The following is a 14,560-nucleotide window of genomic DNA, read 5'->3' as shown; positions in this document are numbered from 1 at the left end:
CTTAACGACGACGTGTTCTTGCGACCTTTAAAAGCTCCTGTTACACTCGCCGCCGCTTGGGAGGCCGGCAGCCGTTGTGGGGAATCGGGGTTACATCTTTAATTACGCTAACCTCAAGCCCAGCGGCCTGCAGGGAACGAATGGCAGCTTCCCGGCCGGCTCCCGGACCTTTTACGTAGCACTCTACTTCGCGCATGCCATGTTCCATAGCCTGCCTGGCAGCTGCTTCGGCCGCCATTTGAGCGGCAAAAGGTGTGCTCTTGCGGGAACCTTTAAACCCCACGGTACCGGCACTGGCCCAGGCAATAGTGTTACCATTTTTATCGGTGATGGTTACCAGGGTATTGTTAAAGGTTGATTTAATATGGGCCACGCCGCTTTCAATATTTTTACGTTCGCGCCGGCGTGGCCGGGTAGTTTTCCTTGGCATAGCTTCTCCCCCTTACTTCTTGCGCCGCACGCCCACAGTCTTGCGGGGTCCTTTACGCGTACGGGCATTGGTTTTGGTGCGCTGGCCGCGTACCGGCAGCCCCCGACGATGACGCAGGCCACGGTAGCAACCTATTTCCATCAATCGCTTGATATTTAACGCTACCTCCCGGCGCAAATCCCCTTCGACCGTTAAATTTTTATCTATATATTCGCGTAGCCGGCTTACTTCTTCTTCCGTTAGATCCCTTACCCTGGTATCAGGGTTAACGGCTGTCGCAGCCAGGATTTTATTTGCCGTTGGCCGGCCAATGCCATAAATATAAGTCAGGGCAATTTCCACCCGCTTATCCCGGGGAAGGTCTACCCCGGCAATCCTTGCCATTTACGCCTTACCCCCTGTCTATCCCTGTTTTTGCTTGTGCTTGGGATTTTCGCAAATAACCATAATTCTACCCTTGCGTTTTATGATCTTGCATTTTTCACAAATAGGCCGCACTGAAGGCTTGACTTTCAAACTAAACCCTCCCAGATTATTTATAGCGGTAAACGATGCGTCCCCGGTTGAGATCATAGGGTGACAATTCCACCATTACCCGGTCGCCCGGCAAAATACGGATAAAGTTCATCCGGATCTTACCGGAGACATGGGCCAGCACCCGGTGCCCATTGGCCAGCTCTACCCGAAACATGGCATTGGGCAGGGGTTCGATCACCGTGCCTTCAACTTCAATGACATCCTCTTTGGCCAAATAAACCCCTCCTTATCAAGCCTGCTCAGTCTCTAAGAGCTGGGCAATAGCCCGTCGTACTTCGGCATCGGTAACTACTTCTCCCTGTTTTAACCGGTCAGCAATAGCCGTCGCTACCCGGTTAACCGCCTGGACATGGAGGACGTTTTTCAGTTTAGGTTTACTGGTACGTCGTAAACGGCCGTCAACAAGATAAACCCGGCTGGGCCCGGCCAGCTGCCAGACCAGAAAAGGTCGCCCCCGGTCGCGCCCAGCCCGGGAATATACCAGTTGCCCCACCTTTAGTTCACCTGCCGGCATAACCTTCGCCTCCACCTGCCAGTTAGAGTAACGTCAGGATCTCCGGTCCGTTATCCGTCAAAGCTACCGTATGCTCAAAGTGCGCCGAAGGTTTCTTATCCCTGGTCACTACTGTCCAGCCATTGGCCAGGGTATAAACCTCATGGGTACCGGCATTTACCATGGGTTCAATGGCCAGGACCATCCCCGCCCGGAGGCGGGGGCCATAACCCGGGGGACCAAAGTTCGGTACCTGGGGGTCTTCATGCATCGCCCGGCCAATACCGTGGCCCACATAATCACGGACTACCGAAAGGCCATTTTTTTCGACATAGGTCTGGATAGCGTGGGATATATCAGTCAGCCGGTTGCCTGCGACTGCATGTTTGATGCCTTCGTAAAGGGCGGCTTCGGTTACGGCCAGCAAATGCTGCTTCTCGGCATCAATAGCGCCAACTGGAAAAGTAACCGCGGCGTCACCAACATATCCATTTTTTACCGCACCGATGTCAATACTAATAATATCCCCTTCAGCCAGTTGCTTTAAACCTGGTATACCGTGGACGACTTCCTCATTAACGGAAACACAAATACTGGCCGGAAAGCCCTGATAGCCCTTAAAGGCCGGCACGGCACCATTTTCCCGAATATAATCCTCGGCTATGCGGTCCAGTTCCGCAGTAGTTACCCCGGGGGCGATATGGTCTTTAAGTTTAGCCAGGGTCCGGGCCACGATCCGTCCCGCTTCACGCATCAGGGCTATTTCCCGGCGTGACTTTAAAATAATCATTGCCAGTCTCTTCCCAGGGCCGCACCGATGGCCCGGCTTACGGCCGCAATATCCCCGCTGCCGTCAATTTCCTTTAAAAGACCGCGCTGACGATAATAGGTAATAAGGGGCGCCGTTTGCTCGTTGTATACATCCAACCGTTTGCCGACAGTTGCTGCGGTGTCGTCCGCTCGCTGGATGAGCTCCCCGCCGCAAACATCGCATTTGCCGGCCTCAGCCGGTGGATTGTACTGGAGGTGGTAGGTGGCCCCGCACTGGCGGCAGACCCGGCGTCCTGTCAGACGCGCCATGAGTTCCTCCCGCGGCACCTCAATATCAATAACCGCATCGAGCTTTTCCTTTCTCCCGGCCAGCCAGGCATCCAGGGCTTCGGCCTGGGCTACCGTCCGCGGAAAACCGTCCAGTAAAAAACCCTGCCGGCAGTCGGATTGGCTCAGGCGTTCCTGGATCAGGCCAATAGTTACGTCATCGGGCACCAGGCCCCCGCTTTGCAGGTACTTTTCTGCCTGGCGTCCCAGTTCGGTACCTTCTTTGATGGCCTGGCGGAACATATCCCCGGTGGAAATATGGGGTATACCCAAGTGTTTGCAGATTAACGCGGCCTGGGTACCTTTACCAGCCCCAGGTGGCCCCAGCAATACCAAACGCATCCTCTTTAGCCCCCCCGGTATTTACTTCATAAAGCCCTGATAGTGCCGCAACAACAGGTGGGACTCCAGCTGTTTCATGGTTTCCAGGGCCACACCGACTACAATCAGGAGGGAAGTGCCCCCGAAATATACGTTAATGCCGGTAGCGGCCATCAGGATATTGGGCAACACGGCGATAAAGGCCAGGAAAATCGCCCCTGCCAGGGTTATCCGGGTTAAGATCCGTTCAATATATTCGGCAGTCGGCCGGCCGGGTCTCAAGCCCGGGATGAAGCCGCCGTACTTTTTCATGTTATCGGCCACATCCTGCGGGTTGAAGGTCACAGCCGTATAGAAATAGGTGAAGAAGATGATCAGCAACGCATAAAGGATCATATAGAAAGCCGACCGCGGGTCAAAAAACCTTACTATAGCCTGGGCCAGGCTGCTGTGGGGAAACCAGGAAGCCAGGGTGCTGGGAAAGAGCAGGATAGACATGGCGAAGATCACAGGAATAACCCCGGCCTGGTTGACCTTTAACGGGATGTGGGTACTCTGGCCGCCGTAAATCCGCCGGCCCACCACCCTCTTGGCATACTGCACGGTAATCCGGCGTTCCCCTTGCTGCATGGCCACTACTGCGGCAATGATTACCACGGCAATAATGGCAAAGAGGATTAACGAAATGATACTTACCTCTCCGGAAGTGAGGTACTGGTAGAGACTAACAGCACCAGCCGGCAGGCGGGAAACAATCCCGGCGAAGATAATCAGGGAAATGCCGTTACCAATACCCTTTTCCGTAATTAATTCCCCCAGCCACATGAGGAAGGCCGTACCTGCTGTAAGCATTACCGCTACCACCAGGTAATTGTGCAGGCCTGGTCTTAAGAAAGCCCCCGAGCGCGCGAGATACAGGGCCATACCCAGGGCCTGAAGGAGGCCTAAAATAACCGTCCCGTAACGGGTATACTGGACGATCTTTTTGCGCCCTTCGATATCCTCTTTGGCCAACCGTTCCAGGGCTGGAATGACCACCGTCAGGAGCTGCATGATAATCGAGGCATTGATATAGGGCATAATGCCCATGGCAAACACGGTAAATCGCTTAAAGGCCCCGCCGGAAATAACGTCAAAAAAACCCAATATCGTACCGCCCCGAACTAATTCCTGCAGGACGGCATTATTGATTCCAGGGAGGGGCACATGGGCGCCAAGGCGGAAGACGATAAACATCATCAGGGTAAAAAATATCTTCTTCCGCAGGTCTTCCAGCTTCCAGGCGCTGGCCAGGGTGTTTAACACTTACATCACCTCAACTTTGCCGCCGGCAGCCTCAATTTTGGCAATGGCCTGGCGGCTGGCAGCCTGAACCCTGACGGTCAGGGGCTTGGTTATTTCACCATCGCCCAGGATTTTGACGCCGTTCCTGGCCTGCTTGACCAGGCCGGCCCGGGCCAGGACCTCCGGCGTCACTACAGTATCCGGTTCAAAGCGTTCCAGTTCGCCGACATTAATGACCGTTAACTCGCGGGCAAATTTATTGGTGAAGCCCCTTTTGGGAAGACGGCGGCTTAAGGGCATCTGGCCACCTTCAAAGCCCCGGCGGACACCGCCCCCGGAGCGGGCTTTTTGCCCTTTATGGCCACGGCCGGAAGTTTTGCCCAGGCCGGACCCGATACCCCGTCCTACCCGGGTAGGTTTAAACCTGGAGCCAGGTGCTGGATGTAACTCATGCAGGCGCACCCCTGTCACCTCCTATTCTACTTCCTCGCACTTAACCAGGTGGGCCAGCTTTTTTATCTGGCCCCTGACAGCCGGTGTATCAGGGCGGATAATTTCCGCATGTAGTTTCTTAAGACCCAGTGCGCGGGCCGTCTTCCTTTCCGTTTCCGGTCGACCAATTAAGCTTTTTACCAGGGTAATCTTCAAATTTGCCAATGCCAACTCCTCCTAGCCAAGCAGCTCGGCCACAGTTTTACCCCGGAGGCGGGCTACGTCTTCTGCTCTTTTAAGACCCTTTAAACCTTCTAGGGCGGCATAGACGACGTTATTGGGGTTGGCCGATCCCAGGCTCTTGGTCAAAATATCCCTGATTCCGGCAGCTTCCAGGACCGCCCGTACCGGTCCCCCGGCAATAACTCCGGTACCGGGGGCTGCAGGTTTAAGCAAAACTTTCCCCGCACCAAAATGGCCTATAATTTCGTGGGGAATGGTCGTGCCCACCATCGGTACTTTAATGAGATTCTTTTTGGCATCTTCAATACCCTTACGGATGGCTTCCGGCACTTCACTGGCCTTGCCCAGGCCCGCACCTACATGGCCTTTACCGTCACCAACAACTACCAGGGCAGAAAAACTAAAGCGCCGGCCACCCTTTACGACTTTAGCTACACGGTTGATGTGGACGACTTTTTCCGTTAACTCCAGGTCCTTGTTTTCAACGCGCGCCATTTTTCCCCTCCTTCCCTTTTAAAATTCCAGCCCTGCTTCTCGGGCGCCTTCGGCCAGGGCAGCTATACGGCCATGGTAAATATTGCCGCCCCGGTCAAAAACAACTTTTTTAATCCCTTTAGCTAGGGCTTTCTGAGCGATAAGTTCGCCCACCTTTCTGGCGGCAGCTTTATTCCCGGTAGCTTCCAGGTCTTTTAATGCCGGGTCTAGGGTTGAAGCAGCCACCAGGGTTATACCCCGGGTATCGTCTACCACCTGGGCGTAGATATGGCGCAGGCTGCGGTAGACACTCAAACGGGGCCGTTCAGGAGTGCCCATTATACGCCGCCGCACCCGCAGGTGCTTCCGCTGCCGCGTGAGTTTGCGGTCTATCTTCTTGAACATTCCTTTACCCCCTATTTTTTACCGCCCTTGGCGCCAGTCTTACCAACTTTGCGCCGGATATACTCATCTTCATACTTAATACCTTTACCCTTGTAGGGCTCCGGGGGACGGACGTCGCGAATATTGGCCGCCAGTGCCCCTACCGCTTCTTTGTCAATGCCTTTAACAATTATTTTGTTGGGGGCCGGCACTTCAATCTCCAGCCCTTCTCCCGGCACTATTTCTACTGGATGGGAATAGCCTACCGTCAGCACCAGTTTGTTCCCCTGCTTGGCGGCACGGTAGCCTACCCCCACCAGTTCCAGGCTTTTTTGAAAGCCCTTGGTGACACCATCAACCATATTTTGCAACAGGGCCCGGGAAAGACCATGCAGGGCGCGGTGGGGTTTGGCATCCGAGGGACGGTTGACCTGCAATACATCCCCTTCCCGGCTAATGGTAATCTCGGCCGGGAACTGGCGGGTAAGTTTTCCCCTGGGGCCCTTTACCGTTACCGTATTGCCGTCAATGTTTACTTCTACCCCTGCCGGTACCTGCACCGGCTTTCTGCCTATACGTGACACTTAAACACCTCCAGCCTTACCAGATGTAACAGATAACTTCGCCGCCGACGCCTTCCCGGCGAGCCTGTTTATCCGTGAGTATCCCTTTGCTGGTAGAAATTATAGCCACTCCCAGGCCTCCCAGAACTTTAGGGATTTCGCCTTTCCTGGCATAAATCCTTAGCCCCGGGCGGCTGATGCGCTTTATGCCGGTAATAACCTTTTCCTTGTTGGGCCCATACTTGAGATAAATCCTCAAGGTGCCCTGCTTGTCGTCTTCAATATACTCGTAGTTCTTGATATATCCTTCGTTCTTCATGATTTCAGCTATAGCCCGCTTCATTTTGGAAGCCGGTACTTCCACCTTCTCCTGGTAGACCATGTTGGCGTTACGAATGCGGGTCAGGAAATCAGCAATGGGATCGGTCATCAATTTGAACTACCCCCTTCCTTCTCGTCCCGCACTTACCAGCTGGCTTTCACTATACCAGGAAGCTCTCCCTTGTAGGCCAGCTCGCGGAAACAGATACGGCACAGGCCGAACTTCCGAATATAAGCATGGGGACGGCCACAGCGCAGGCAACGGTTATACGCGCGAACCTTAAACTTCTGGGGACGTGCTTGTTTAACACGTAAAGATTTCTTGGCCATGGATTTCCTCCTTCATCATTGTTCCCGGAACGGCATGCCAAAAGCGCGCAGGAGTTCCCGGGCTTCCTCATCGCTTTTTGCCGTAGTCACCATAGTTATTTCCAGACCCCGGGTTTTGTCGATCTTGTCATATTCAATCTCCGGAAAAATCAGCTGTTCTTTCAGGCCCAGGGAATAGTTACCGCGGCCATCAAAGGAATTGGGCGACACGCCCTGGAAATCCCTGACCCGGGGCAGGGCCACATTGATCAGGCGGTCCAGAAACTCGTACATCCTGTTTCCCCGCAGGGTTACCTTGCAGCCAATACTGTTTCCCTGGCGCAGTTTAAAGGCAGCAATAGATTTTTTGGCCCTGGTAACAATAGGTTTTTGCCCGGTAATGGCCATCAGGTCCTGGACGGCACCATCAATGGCCTTGGGATTCTGGGTTGCCTCGCCAACACCCATGTTGACAACGATTTTTTCCAGTTTGGGGATCTCCATGACATTTTTGTAACCAAATTTTTCCTGTAAGAGCTTACGTATCTCTGTCAGGTATTTTTCCTTCAGTCTAGCCAAAGCCAGCCCTCCTTTACCTGGGCTTAATCAATTACTTCGCCGCACTTTTTACACACCCGGGTCTTGGTTCCATCGGCCAGAAATTGTTTCCCGATTCGAGTAGGTCGGTTACATTTATTGCAAAACAGCATAACATTGCTGCTGGCCACCGGAGCCTCCTTTTCAATAATCCCGCCTTGGGGCATCTTGGGGGTGGGACGGGTGTGCCGTTTAACAATGTTTACCCCTTCGACGATGACCCGGCCTTTAGCGCGGTCGACGCTCAATACTTTGCCTTTTTTGCCGGCATCTTTACCGCTAATTACCATGACCAGGTCACCTTTTTTAACGTGTACCTTAACTGGGGTCAATTCCAAGCCACCTCCCTTTTCCTACAGGACTTCCGGGGCCAGGGAAATGATCTTCATGAAATCTTTTTCCCGCAGTTCCCTGGCTACCGGTCCAAAGATACGCGTACCCCGCGGGTTGTTTTGTTCGTTGATAATTACCGCTGCATTTTCATTGAAGCGGATATAGGACCCGTCTTCACGTTTTATAGCCTTTGTCGTCCGTACCACTACCGCCCGGACGACATCCCCCTTCTTAACCACGCCCCCCGGCGTTGCCTCTTTTACGGAGGCAATAATCACATCTCCCACACTGGCATAACGCCTTTTGGAACCGCCGAGGACGCGTATGCACATCAGTTTCCTGGCGCCGGTATTGTCGCCGACTTTGAGGATCGTCTGTTGCTGGATCATGCTTTACCTCCTTCCCGGCGAAAAATAAGGCTACTTGGCCTTCTCCAGGATCTCAACTACCCGCCAGCGCTTTTCTTTACTTAAAGGTCGGGTTTCCATAATCTTGACTTTATCGCCGATGCGGCATTCATTTTTTTCATCATGGGCCTTGAATTTCTTGGTTTTGCGGATAATTTTACCGAGTAACGGGTGGCGCACCCGGTTTTCTACCGCCACTACCACGGTTTTGTCCATTTTATCGCTTACTACGCTGCCAATCCGCGTTTTACGGTGATTCCTTTCCAAAAGGCCTGCCCCCTTTCTGTACCGTGACTGTCTTTATGCTTGTTCCCGTTTCAGTTCCCGTTCCCGTAATATTGTCTTGGCCCGGGCTATGCTCCGGCGGACTTCCCGCAGGCGCATGGGATTATCTATCTGACCGGTGGCCAGCTGGAAACGCAGGTTAAAGAGTTCCTGCTTCAGCTCGCCCACCTTTTGCAGCAGCTCTTCCGTGGTCAACTCGCGGATTTCTTTAGCTTTCATTGACCTCACCACCCACTTCCGACCGTTTTACGAACTTGGTTTTAATGGGCAGCTTGTGGGAGGCCAGGCGCATTGCCTCGCGGGCTACTTCTTCGGTAACTCCGGCCATCTCAAAAAGGATCCGCCCCGGTTTAACAACGGCTACCCAGTACTCCGGCGCTCCCTTGCCGCTGCCCATCCGGGTCTCAGCCGGCTTTGCGGTAATGGGGGTGTCGGGAAAAATCTTGATCCATACCTTGCCGCCGCGTTTAATATAACGGGTCATAGCTATACGGGCAGCCTCAATCTGACGGCTGGTGATCCAGGCCGGTTCCAGGGCCTGCAACCCGTATTCCCCGAAGTGAATCTCATTCCCCCGGGTTGCCTTGCCCCGAGTACCCGGGCGGTGTGGTTTGCGGTATTTTACCCTTTTGGGCATTAACATTATTTGCGGCCCCCTTCCTGGACCCTGGCCCGTTCAGGTAATACTTCACCTTTATAAATCCATACCTTAACGCCTATTTTACCATAGGTGGTACTGGCCTCGGCAAAACCATAATCGATATCCGCCCTCAAGGTATGCAGGGGTACCTTGCCCTCGCTGTACCACTCGGTACGGGCGATTTCGGCCCCTGCCAGGCGGCCGCCACAGGCTATTTTAATGCCTAAAGCCCCCAAACGCATGGCGCGGCTTACAGCCTGCTTCATGGCCCGCCGGAAAGCAACCCTTTTTTCCAGCTGGGCGGCAATATTTTCAGCCACCAGCTGGGCATTAAGTTCCGGTTTTTTAATCTCGACGATGTTGAGGCTTACCTGTTTACCGGTTAAACGCTCCAGTTCTTTCCGCAGGGCCTCAACTTCAGCACCACCCCGGCCGATAATAACTCCCGGTCTGGCAGTATTGATTATCACCTTGACGCGATTGGCCGCCCGTTCAATCTCCACATTGGCAATACCCGCCTGGTAGAGACGCTTTTTTATGAACTCACGTATTTTCAAGTCTTCGTGGAGCAAGGTTTTATATTCCTTGCCCGCATACCAGCGGGAATCCCAATCGCGGATAATGCCGAGACGTAATCCCTTGGGGTGAACTTTTTGACCCACGAAATCAGTCCTCCTTTTCCCCAACCACCACAGTTATATGGCTGGTACGTTTCCGCCGGATATTGGCCCTGCCCATGGCCCGCGGCTGGTAGCGTTTCAGGGTCGGCCCTTCGTCAACATAAGCGCGGGTGACCACCAGCTTGCTGGCATCCATATCGTAATTATGCTCAGCATTGGCGACAGCCGATTTTAATACCTTGGCTACCGCCCGGGCCCCCCGTTTGGGCGTGACCATCAGAATGGCCTCAGCCTCCCGCACTCCTTTGCCGCGTATCAAATCAACTACCTGGCGGACGCGTCGCGGGGAAATCCGGATATATTTAGCTACCGCCCTTGCTTCCATCTGTTTACCCCCTACTTCAGCGCTGTGGAACGCTCCGTATGGGCGCCATGCCCCCGAAAGACGCGGGTGGGAGCAAATTCGCCCAGCTTGTGTCCGACCATATCTTCGGTAATATAAATTGGTACGTGCTTGCGGCCGTCGTGGACGGCTATGGTATGTCCTACCATCTCCGGAAAGATAGTTGAACGGCGGGACCAGGTTTTAATCACCCGTTTAGTACCCTTCTCGTTCATTTCAATAATTTTCTTGAGCAGCTTTTCATCACAATACGGCCCTTTTTTCAGGGAGCGGCCCATAAAAAGGAACCTCCTTTCACCCCTTTATTCATTCCGGCGCTTGACAATGAGCTTATCGCTGGGTTTCCGCTTTTTACGTGTTTTAACGCCCAGGGCCGGTTTACCCCACGGTGTCACCGGGTGCTTGCGGCCTACCGGAGCTTTTCCTTCACCGCCACCATGGGGATGGTCCACCGGATTCATGACCACACCGCGCACCGTCGGCCGGATGCCCAGCCAGCGACTGCGCCCGGCTTTACCAATGGTGATGTTTTCCCAGTCGAGGTTGCCAACCTGGCCAATAGTTGCCCGGCATTCTTCCTGCACCTTGCGTAATTCGCCGGAAGGCAGGCGCAGGAGAGCATAACCGTTTTCTTTGGCCATCAGCTGGGCGCTGGTCCCGGCTGCCCTGACCATCTGGCCGCCTTTCCCGGGTTTAAGCTCAATATTGTGCACCATGGTACCAACCGGTATCTGGCTTAAAGGCAGCGCGTTACCGATTTTTATGTCAGCCCCGGGGCCGCTGATAATCTGGTCACCAACCTGCAGGTTTTCCGGTGCCAGGATATAACGCTTCTCCCCGTCGGCATAATTAATCAGGGCGATATTGGCCGAACGGTTGGGATCATACTCAATGGTTGCCACGCGGCCGGGAATGCCATCTTTATCACGTTTAAAATCGATTATCCGGTACAGGCGCTTGTGTCCCCCGCCCCGGTGCCGGACAGTAAGCCGACCCTGGTTATTGCGTCCCCCGGTTTTCTTTAAAGGGGCCACCAGGGGTTTATAAGGTTCCGCAACGGTAACCTCGGCAAAGGTAGATACTGTCATCTGCCGCCGGCCGGGAGAAGTGGGTTTAAACTTCTTAATGGCCATCTTGCTTCTCTCCTTGATTTTAAGCTACTCCAACCCTTCAAAGACCTTTATTTTATCGCCAGGTCTTAAGGTAACAATAGCTTTTTTCCGATCTGGTTGTCGCCCCTGGAAACGACCCACCCGGCGCATTTTGCCGCGGTCCATCAGGGTATTGACCTTCAACACTTTGACGTTAAAAAGTTTCTCGACGGCATTTTTGATTTCAATCTTATTGGCCCCGCGGTCAACTATAAAAGTATATTTATTTTCCGCCATCAGGCCGGTAGACTTTTCCGTTACCAGGGGCTGGATAATTATTTCTTCGGGAGCCCGCATTAAGCCAGCACCTCCTTATTTTGAAGTCAGAGGCCAGAAGCGTCACTTTCTTATTTATGCTTCCTGGGCAATTGCCGGTTTCTCAGCTGGCATAAGGGATTCCTCAATCAGGGATATCGCCTCTTTAGTAATGACCAGCTTGTCATGGGCAAGGAGATCATAGACGTTCAGTCCCGCAGAGGTTAAACACGTCACTCCCGGTAGATTACGGGCCGACAACTCAACATTGGGTTCTTTGCCCGCGGTGACTACGAGGGCTTTATCTTCGACATGCAGAGCCCTGAGAACGGCCACCATATCCTTCGTCCGCGGCCTGGCCAGCTTTAACTCATCCAGGACAATTATATTGCCCTCACGTACTTTGCTCGCCAGGGCCGAACGTAGAGCTAAACGGCGCACTTTTTTGGGCAGCTTGAAGCCATAATCACGGGGCTGAGGACCAAAAATTACTGCCCCACCACGCCATAGGGGCGAGCGGATACTACCCGCCCGGGCCCGGCCGGTTCCCTTTTGCCGCCAGGGTTTGCGGCCGCCGCCGCTAACTTCGGCCCAGGTGCGGGTCGCTGCCGTGCCACGTCGCCGGCTGGCCAGCTGCATGACCACAGCCTGGTGGAGGACGGCTTCGTTAACCTCGCCGCCGAAGATGCGCTCGTCCAGGTCCATTTCCCCTACTTGCTGGCCCTGTATATTGTACACGGCTACTCTGGGCATTGCCTGTTAGCCTCCCTTTACCGAATTCTTAATTACCAGCAGCCCCTGGCGCGGGCCCGGAACGGAACCCTTGATCAACAGAAGATTCCGCCCGGGGTCGTTCTTGATAACCTCCAGGCCCAGTACCGTAACCCTTTCGGCACCCATGTGGCCGGGCAGGCGGCGCCCTTTAAAGACGCGGGCCGGTCCTTTGGCCGCCAGGGACCCGGGACGGCGGTGATACTTGGAACCGTGCTCCATGGGGCCGCGGTGAAAACCGTGACGTTTAATGCCGCCGGCAAAACCTTTACCTTTGGATATACCGGTAACATCGACCTTTTCGCCGGGGCTAAAAATATCGGCTTTAATTTCCTGCCCCACTTGATAATCCTGGATATCCTCTAAACGCAATTCCCGGACATAACGAAAAGGGGTTACTCCGGCCTTGCTAAAATGTCCCCGCAAGGGTTTGTTAACCTTCTTTTCTTTGATAGGTTCAAAACCTACCTGCAGGGCTTCATAACCATCGGTAGCGACAGTTTTTTTCTGAATGACGACACAGGGCCCGGCCTGGACTACTGTTACTGGAATGGCCCGGCCGGTGTCATCAAATATCTGGGTCATGCCTATCTTTTTTCCTAAAATACCCTTGCGCACCCTGATACTACCCCCTACAGCTTGATCTCAATGTCAACCCCTGCCGGGAGATCCAGGCGCATCAATGCGTCTACCGTCTTGGACGTTGGCTCGTGAATGTCGATCAAACGCTTATGGGTACGCATTTCAAACTGCTCCCGGGAATCTTTATTCACATGGGGTGAACGTAAAATCGTAAAGATATTTTTCTCCGTCGGCAGCGGGATGGGGCCGGATACTACTGCCCCGGTGCGCCTGGCAGTCTCGACAATTTTCTGGGATGACTGGTCTAACAGGCGGTGATCAAAGGCCTTAAGACGGATGCGGATCTTCTGCCTGGCCATGGGTTATTTACCCTCCTTCATGGCACGGGATCAGGCATAAAGCCTGATCCCTGGCCTGGTAATTATTCAATAATCCCGGTCACGACGCCGGCGCCCACAGTGCGGCCGCCTTCACGGATGGCAAACCGTAAGCCTTCTTCAATGGCTATGGGCGTAATGAGCTCGATGCTCATGCGGATGTTGTCCCCGGGCATCACCATCTCTACCCCTTCCGGGAGTTTCACTACCCCGGTCACATCCGTCGTCCGGAAGTAGAACTGCGGCCGGTACCCGTTGAAGAAGGGTGTGTGCCGCCCTCCTTCTTCTTTCGTCAGTACGTATACTTCCGCGTTGAATTTGGTGTGCGGTTTGATGGACCCGGGCTTGGCCAGCACCATGCCCCGTTCTACTTCTTTGCGCTCTACTCCCCTCAAAAGCGTGCCGATGTTGTCCCCCGCTACCGCTTCGTCTAATATCTTCCTGAACATCTCTACACCCGTCACTACCGTCTTCCTTATCTGGTCCCTTAAGCCTATTATCTCTACTTCATCCCCTACCTTAACTTTGCCGCGCTCTACCCTGCCGGTGGTCACCGTGCCCCGGCCCGTAATCGTAAACACGTCTTCCACGGGCATCAGGAAGGGTTTGTCAACATCCCGTTCCGGCGTGGGAATGTAACTGTCTACCGCGTCCATCAGTTCCCATACTTTGCTGCACCATTCGCATTCCCGTTTGCCGCAGCCGCATTCCATGGCTTTCAGTGCACTGCCTTTGACGATCGGTATCTCGTCACCCGGAAATTCGTATTCGCTCAACAGTTCCCGTACTTCCATCTCTACCAGTTCTAACAGCTCGGGGTCGTCTACCTGGTCAACCTTGTTCATGAAAACGACAATGTACGGTACCCCTACCTGCCGCGCTAACAGTATATGTTCCCGCGTCTGCGGCATGGGGCCGTCTGCCGCCGATACTACTAATATGGCGCCGTCCATCTGTGCTGCACCTGTGATCATGTTCTTCACGTAGTCGGCGTGCCCCGGGCAGTCGACGTGGGCGTAGTGCCGCTTTTCCGTCTCGTACTCGACGTGGGCCGTCGCTATGGTGATGCCGCGTTCCCTCTCTTCCGGCGCTTTGTCGATCTGGTCGTAGGCCGTGGGTACCGCCCCCCCGGCTTTGGACAGGCAGAAGGTGATGGCTGCCGTCAGCGTCGTCTTGCCGTGGTCTACGTGTCCTATGGTCCCTACGTTGACGTGGGGTTTCTTGCGTTCAAATTTTTGTTTGGCCATGTG

30 protein-coding genes are annotated in these 14,560 nt (G+C 54.0%); all 30 read right to left on the bottom strand.

All coding sequences use genetic code 11. The annotated features are described in order from the left end of the window. Positions 1-40: 40 nt before the first annotated feature. The 30 genes from rpsK to tuf all read right to left on the bottom strand — a co-directional run bounded on the left by rpsK (position 41) and on the right by tuf (position 14,557). On the bottom strand, positions 41-430 hold the full coding sequence (gene rpsK, locus FLZ89_RS07020; protein ID WP_141263449.1) for a 30S ribosomal protein S11: 390 nt from the start codon (positions 428-430) through the stop codon (positions 41-43). A gap of 12 nt (positions 431-442) precedes the next feature. Next, entirely contained in the window at positions 443-814 is a 372-nt protein-coding gene (gene rpsM / locus FLZ89_RS07015) for a 30S ribosomal protein S13 (protein ID WP_141263451.1), read from the bottom strand. A gap of 18 nt (positions 815-832) precedes the next feature. Next, complete coding sequence (gene rpmJ, locus FLZ89_RS07010) at positions 833-946, bottom strand: 50S ribosomal protein L36 (protein ID WP_141263453.1); 114 nt, start codon at positions 944-946, stop codon at positions 833-835. A 16-nt stretch (positions 947-962) separates the two neighbouring features. After that, positions 963-1,181 carry a translation initiation factor IF-1 gene (gene infA / locus FLZ89_RS07005; protein ID WP_141263455.1) on the bottom strand — a complete coding sequence of 73 codons (219 nt, stop codon included), beginning with the start codon at positions 1,179-1,181 and terminating at the stop codon, positions 963-965. Positions 1,182-1,196: 15 nt separating this feature from the next. Next, positions 1,197-1,481 carry a KOW domain-containing RNA-binding protein gene (locus FLZ89_RS07000; protein ID WP_141263457.1) on the bottom strand — a complete coding sequence of 95 codons (285 nt, stop codon included), beginning with the start codon at positions 1,479-1,481 and terminating at the stop codon, positions 1,197-1,199. Between the two features lie 22 nt (positions 1,482-1,503). Beyond that, the gene (map, locus tag FLZ89_RS06995) at positions 1,504-2,250 is read right to left on the bottom strand and encodes a type I methionyl aminopeptidase (RefSeq protein WP_141263459.1); all 747 of its coding nucleotides are present in this window, start codon (positions 2,248-2,250) and stop codon (positions 1,504-1,506) included. Further along, the gene (locus tag FLZ89_RS06990) at positions 2,247-2,900 is read right to left on the bottom strand and encodes an adenylate kinase (RefSeq protein ID WP_141304677.1); all 654 of its coding nucleotides are present in this window, start codon (positions 2,898-2,900) and stop codon (positions 2,247-2,249) included. The genes map and FLZ89_RS06990 overlap by 4 nt, the downstream gene beginning before the upstream one ends. A gap of 21 nt (positions 2,901-2,921) precedes the next feature. Continuing rightward, positions 2,922-4,184, bottom strand: a complete 1,263-nt coding sequence (secY, locus tag FLZ89_RS06985) for a preprotein translocase subunit SecY (RefSeq protein ID WP_141263463.1) — start codon at positions 4,182-4,184, stop codon at positions 2,922-2,924. Then, a complete protein-coding gene (gene rplO, locus FLZ89_RS06980) occupies positions 4,185-4,625 on the bottom strand; it encodes a 50S ribosomal protein L15 (protein ID WP_141263465.1) in 441 nt (146 codons plus the stop codon). A 12-nt stretch (positions 4,626-4,637) separates the two neighbouring features. Beyond that, complete coding sequence (rpmD, locus tag FLZ89_RS06975; protein WP_141263467.1) at positions 4,638-4,820, bottom strand: 50S ribosomal protein L30; 183 nt, start codon at positions 4,818-4,820, stop codon at positions 4,638-4,640. A gap of 12 nt (positions 4,821-4,832) precedes the next feature. Continuing rightward, complete coding sequence (gene rpsE, locus FLZ89_RS06970; protein WP_141263469.1) at positions 4,833-5,333, bottom strand: 30S ribosomal protein S5; 501 nt, start codon at positions 5,331-5,333, stop codon at positions 4,833-4,835. Between the two features lie 18 nt (positions 5,334-5,351). Then, a complete protein-coding gene (gene rplR, locus FLZ89_RS06965) occupies positions 5,352-5,717 on the bottom strand; it encodes a 50S ribosomal protein L18 (protein ID WP_141263471.1) in 366 nt (121 codons plus the stop codon). Positions 5,718-5,728: 11 nt separating this feature from the next. Beyond that, positions 5,729-6,280: a 50S ribosomal protein L6 gene (gene rplF / locus FLZ89_RS06960; protein WP_141263473.1), complete on the bottom strand. Its 552-nt coding sequence runs from the start codon at positions 6,278-6,280 to the stop codon at positions 5,729-5,731. 16 nt (positions 6,281-6,296) lie between these two features. Beyond that, positions 6,297-6,689: a 30S ribosomal protein S8 gene (rpsH, locus tag FLZ89_RS06955; RefSeq protein WP_141263475.1), complete on the bottom strand. Its 393-nt coding sequence runs from the start codon at positions 6,687-6,689 to the stop codon at positions 6,297-6,299. A 35-nt stretch (positions 6,690-6,724) separates the two neighbouring features. After that, entirely contained in the window at positions 6,725-6,910 is a 186-nt protein-coding gene (locus tag FLZ89_RS06950) for a type Z 30S ribosomal protein S14 (RefSeq protein WP_141304676.1), read from the bottom strand. 15 nt (positions 6,911-6,925) lie between these two features. Then, entirely contained in the window at positions 6,926-7,468 is a 543-nt protein-coding gene (rplE, locus tag FLZ89_RS06945; protein WP_141263479.1) for a 50S ribosomal protein L5, read from the bottom strand. Positions 7,469-7,491: 23 nt separating this feature from the next. After that, positions 7,492-7,818, bottom strand: a complete 327-nt coding sequence (rplX, locus tag FLZ89_RS06940; RefSeq protein ID WP_141263481.1) for a 50S ribosomal protein L24 — start codon at positions 7,816-7,818, stop codon at positions 7,492-7,494. 21 nt (positions 7,819-7,839) lie between these two features. Beyond that, positions 7,840-8,208, bottom strand: a complete 369-nt coding sequence (gene rplN / locus FLZ89_RS06935) for a 50S ribosomal protein L14 (RefSeq protein ID WP_106006335.1) — start codon at positions 8,206-8,208, stop codon at positions 7,840-7,842. Between the two features lie 30 nt (positions 8,209-8,238). Further along, entirely contained in the window at positions 8,239-8,493 is a 255-nt protein-coding gene (gene rpsQ, locus FLZ89_RS06930; protein ID WP_141263483.1) for a 30S ribosomal protein S17, read from the bottom strand. Positions 8,494-8,526: 33 nt separating this feature from the next. Beyond that, the gene (gene rpmC / locus FLZ89_RS06925; protein ID WP_141263485.1) at positions 8,527-8,730 is read right to left on the bottom strand and encodes a 50S ribosomal protein L29; all 204 of its coding nucleotides are present in this window, start codon (positions 8,728-8,730) and stop codon (positions 8,527-8,529) included. Next, entirely contained in the window at positions 8,720-9,154 is a 435-nt protein-coding gene (rplP, locus tag FLZ89_RS06920; RefSeq protein ID WP_141263487.1) for a 50S ribosomal protein L16, read from the bottom strand. The genes rpmC and rplP overlap by 11 nt, the downstream gene beginning before the upstream one ends. Then, on the bottom strand, positions 9,154-9,813 hold the full coding sequence (gene rpsC / locus FLZ89_RS06915) for a 30S ribosomal protein S3 (RefSeq protein WP_141263489.1): 660 nt from the start codon (positions 9,811-9,813) through the stop codon (positions 9,154-9,156). The genes rplP and rpsC overlap by 1 nt, the downstream gene beginning before the upstream one ends. Positions 9,814-9,817: 4 nt before the next feature. Then, positions 9,818-10,156, bottom strand: coding sequence for a 50S ribosomal protein L22 (rplV, locus tag FLZ89_RS06910; RefSeq protein ID WP_141263491.1), 339 nt, complete (start codon positions 10,154-10,156; stop codon positions 9,818-9,820). 11 nt (positions 10,157-10,167) lie between these two features. Beyond that, positions 10,168-10,452 (bottom strand): 30S ribosomal protein S19, encoded by a 285-nt coding sequence (rpsS, locus tag FLZ89_RS06905; RefSeq protein ID WP_106006341.1) that lies wholly within the window; start codon positions 10,450-10,452, stop codon positions 10,168-10,170. 24 nt (positions 10,453-10,476) lie between these two features. Further along, positions 10,477-11,307 (bottom strand): 50S ribosomal protein L2, encoded by an 831-nt coding sequence (rplB, locus tag FLZ89_RS06900; RefSeq protein ID WP_141263494.1) that lies wholly within the window; start codon positions 11,305-11,307, stop codon positions 10,477-10,479. Between the two features lie 24 nt (positions 11,308-11,331). Beyond that, positions 11,332-11,622, bottom strand: a complete 291-nt coding sequence (gene rplW / locus FLZ89_RS06895; RefSeq protein ID WP_141263496.1) for a 50S ribosomal protein L23 — start codon at positions 11,620-11,622, stop codon at positions 11,332-11,334. A 54-nt stretch (positions 11,623-11,676) separates the two neighbouring features. Then, complete coding sequence (rplD, locus tag FLZ89_RS06890; protein ID WP_141263498.1) at positions 11,677-12,333, bottom strand: 50S ribosomal protein L4; 657 nt, start codon at positions 12,331-12,333, stop codon at positions 11,677-11,679. Between the two features lie 6 nt (positions 12,334-12,339). Further along, positions 12,340-12,969 (bottom strand): 50S ribosomal protein L3, encoded by a 630-nt coding sequence (gene rplC, locus FLZ89_RS06885; protein WP_141263500.1) that lies wholly within the window; start codon positions 12,967-12,969, stop codon positions 12,340-12,342. Between the two features lie 14 nt (positions 12,970-12,983). Beyond that, on the bottom strand, positions 12,984-13,292 hold the full coding sequence (rpsJ, locus tag FLZ89_RS06880; RefSeq protein ID WP_141263502.1) for a 30S ribosomal protein S10: 309 nt from the start codon (positions 13,290-13,292) through the stop codon (positions 12,984-12,986). 62 nt (positions 13,293-13,354) lie between these two features. After that, on the bottom strand, positions 13,355-14,557 hold the full coding sequence (tuf, locus tag FLZ89_RS06875) for an elongation factor Tu (protein ID WP_141263504.1): 1,203 nt from the start codon (positions 14,555-14,557) through the stop codon (positions 13,355-13,357). Positions 14,558-14,560: the final 3 nt, after the last annotated feature.

The sequence above is a fragment of the Moorella sp. E306M genome (genome assembly GCF_006538385.1).
GTDB lineage: Bacteria > Bacillota > DSM-521 > Neomoorellales > Neomoorellaceae > Neomoorella.
Note: the sequence above shows the minus strand (reverse complement) of the source record. Positions and strands in the feature narration are given on the sequence as shown.

Bases quoted from the DNA above. Each gene is read 5' to 3' on its own strand.
- rpsK (WP_141263449.1), bottom strand. From the start codon at position 430: ATGCCAAGGAAAACTACCCGGCCACGCCGGCGCGAACGTAAAAATATT.
- rpsM (WP_141263451.1), bottom strand. From the start codon at position 814: ATGGCAAGGATTGCCGGGGTAGACCTTCCCCGGGATAAGCGGGTGGAA.
- FLZ89_RS07000 (WP_141263457.1), bottom strand. From the start codon at position 1,481: ATGCCGGCAGGTGAACTAAAGGTGGGGCAACTGGTATATTCCCGGGCT.
- map (WP_141263459.1), bottom strand. From the start codon at position 2,250: ATGATTATTTTAAAGTCACGCCGGGAAATAGCCCTGATGCGTGAAGCG.
- FLZ89_RS06990 (WP_141304677.1), bottom strand. From the start codon at position 2,900: ATGCGTTTGGTATTGCTGGGGCCACCTGGGGCTGGTAAAGGTACCCAG.
- rpsE (WP_141263469.1), bottom strand. From the start codon at position 5,333: ATGGCGCGCGTTGAAAACAAGGACCTGGAGTTAACGGAAAAAGTCGTC.
- rplR (WP_141263471.1), bottom strand. From the start codon at position 5,717: ATGTTCAAGAAGATAGACCGCAAACTCACGCGGCAGCGGAAGCACCTG.
- rpsH (WP_141263475.1), bottom strand. From the start codon at position 6,689: ATGACCGATCCCATTGCTGATTTCCTGACCCGCATTCGTAACGCCAAC.
- FLZ89_RS06950 (WP_141304676.1), bottom strand. From the start codon at position 6,910: ATGGCCAAGAAATCTTTACGTGTTAAACAAGCACGTCCCCAGAAGTTT.
- rplN (WP_106006335.1), bottom strand. From the start codon at position 8,208: ATGATCCAGCAACAGACGATCCTCAAAGTCGGCGACAATACCGGCGCC.
- rpmC (WP_141263485.1), bottom strand. From the start codon at position 8,730: ATGAAAGCTAAAGAAATCCGCGAGTTGACCACGGAAGAGCTGCTGCAA.
- rplP (WP_141263487.1), bottom strand. From the start codon at position 9,154: ATGTTAATGCCCAAAAGGGTAAAATACCGCAAACCACACCGCCCGGGT.
- rplV (WP_141263491.1), bottom strand. From the start codon at position 10,156: ATGGAAGCAAGGGCGGTAGCTAAATATATCCGGATTTCCCCGCGACGC.
- rpsS (WP_106006341.1), bottom strand. From the start codon at position 10,452: ATGGGCCGCTCCCTGAAAAAAGGGCCGTATTGTGATGAAAAGCTGCTC.
- rplB (WP_141263494.1), bottom strand. From the start codon at position 11,307: ATGGCCATTAAGAAGTTTAAACCCACTTCTCCCGGCCGGCGGCAGATG.
- rplW (WP_141263496.1), bottom strand. From the start codon at position 11,622: ATGCGGGCTCCCGAAGAAATAATTATCCAGCCCCTGGTAACGGAAAAG.
- rplD (WP_141263498.1), bottom strand. From the start codon at position 12,333: ATGCCCAGAGTAGCCGTGTACAATATACAGGGCCAGCAAGTAGGGGAA.
- rpsJ (WP_141263502.1), bottom strand. From the start codon at position 13,292: ATGGCCAGGCAGAAGATCCGCATCCGTCTTAAGGCCTTTGATCACCGC.
- tuf (WP_141263504.1), bottom strand. From the start codon at position 14,557: ATGGCCAAACAAAAATTTGAACGCAAGAAACCCCACGTCAACGTAGGG.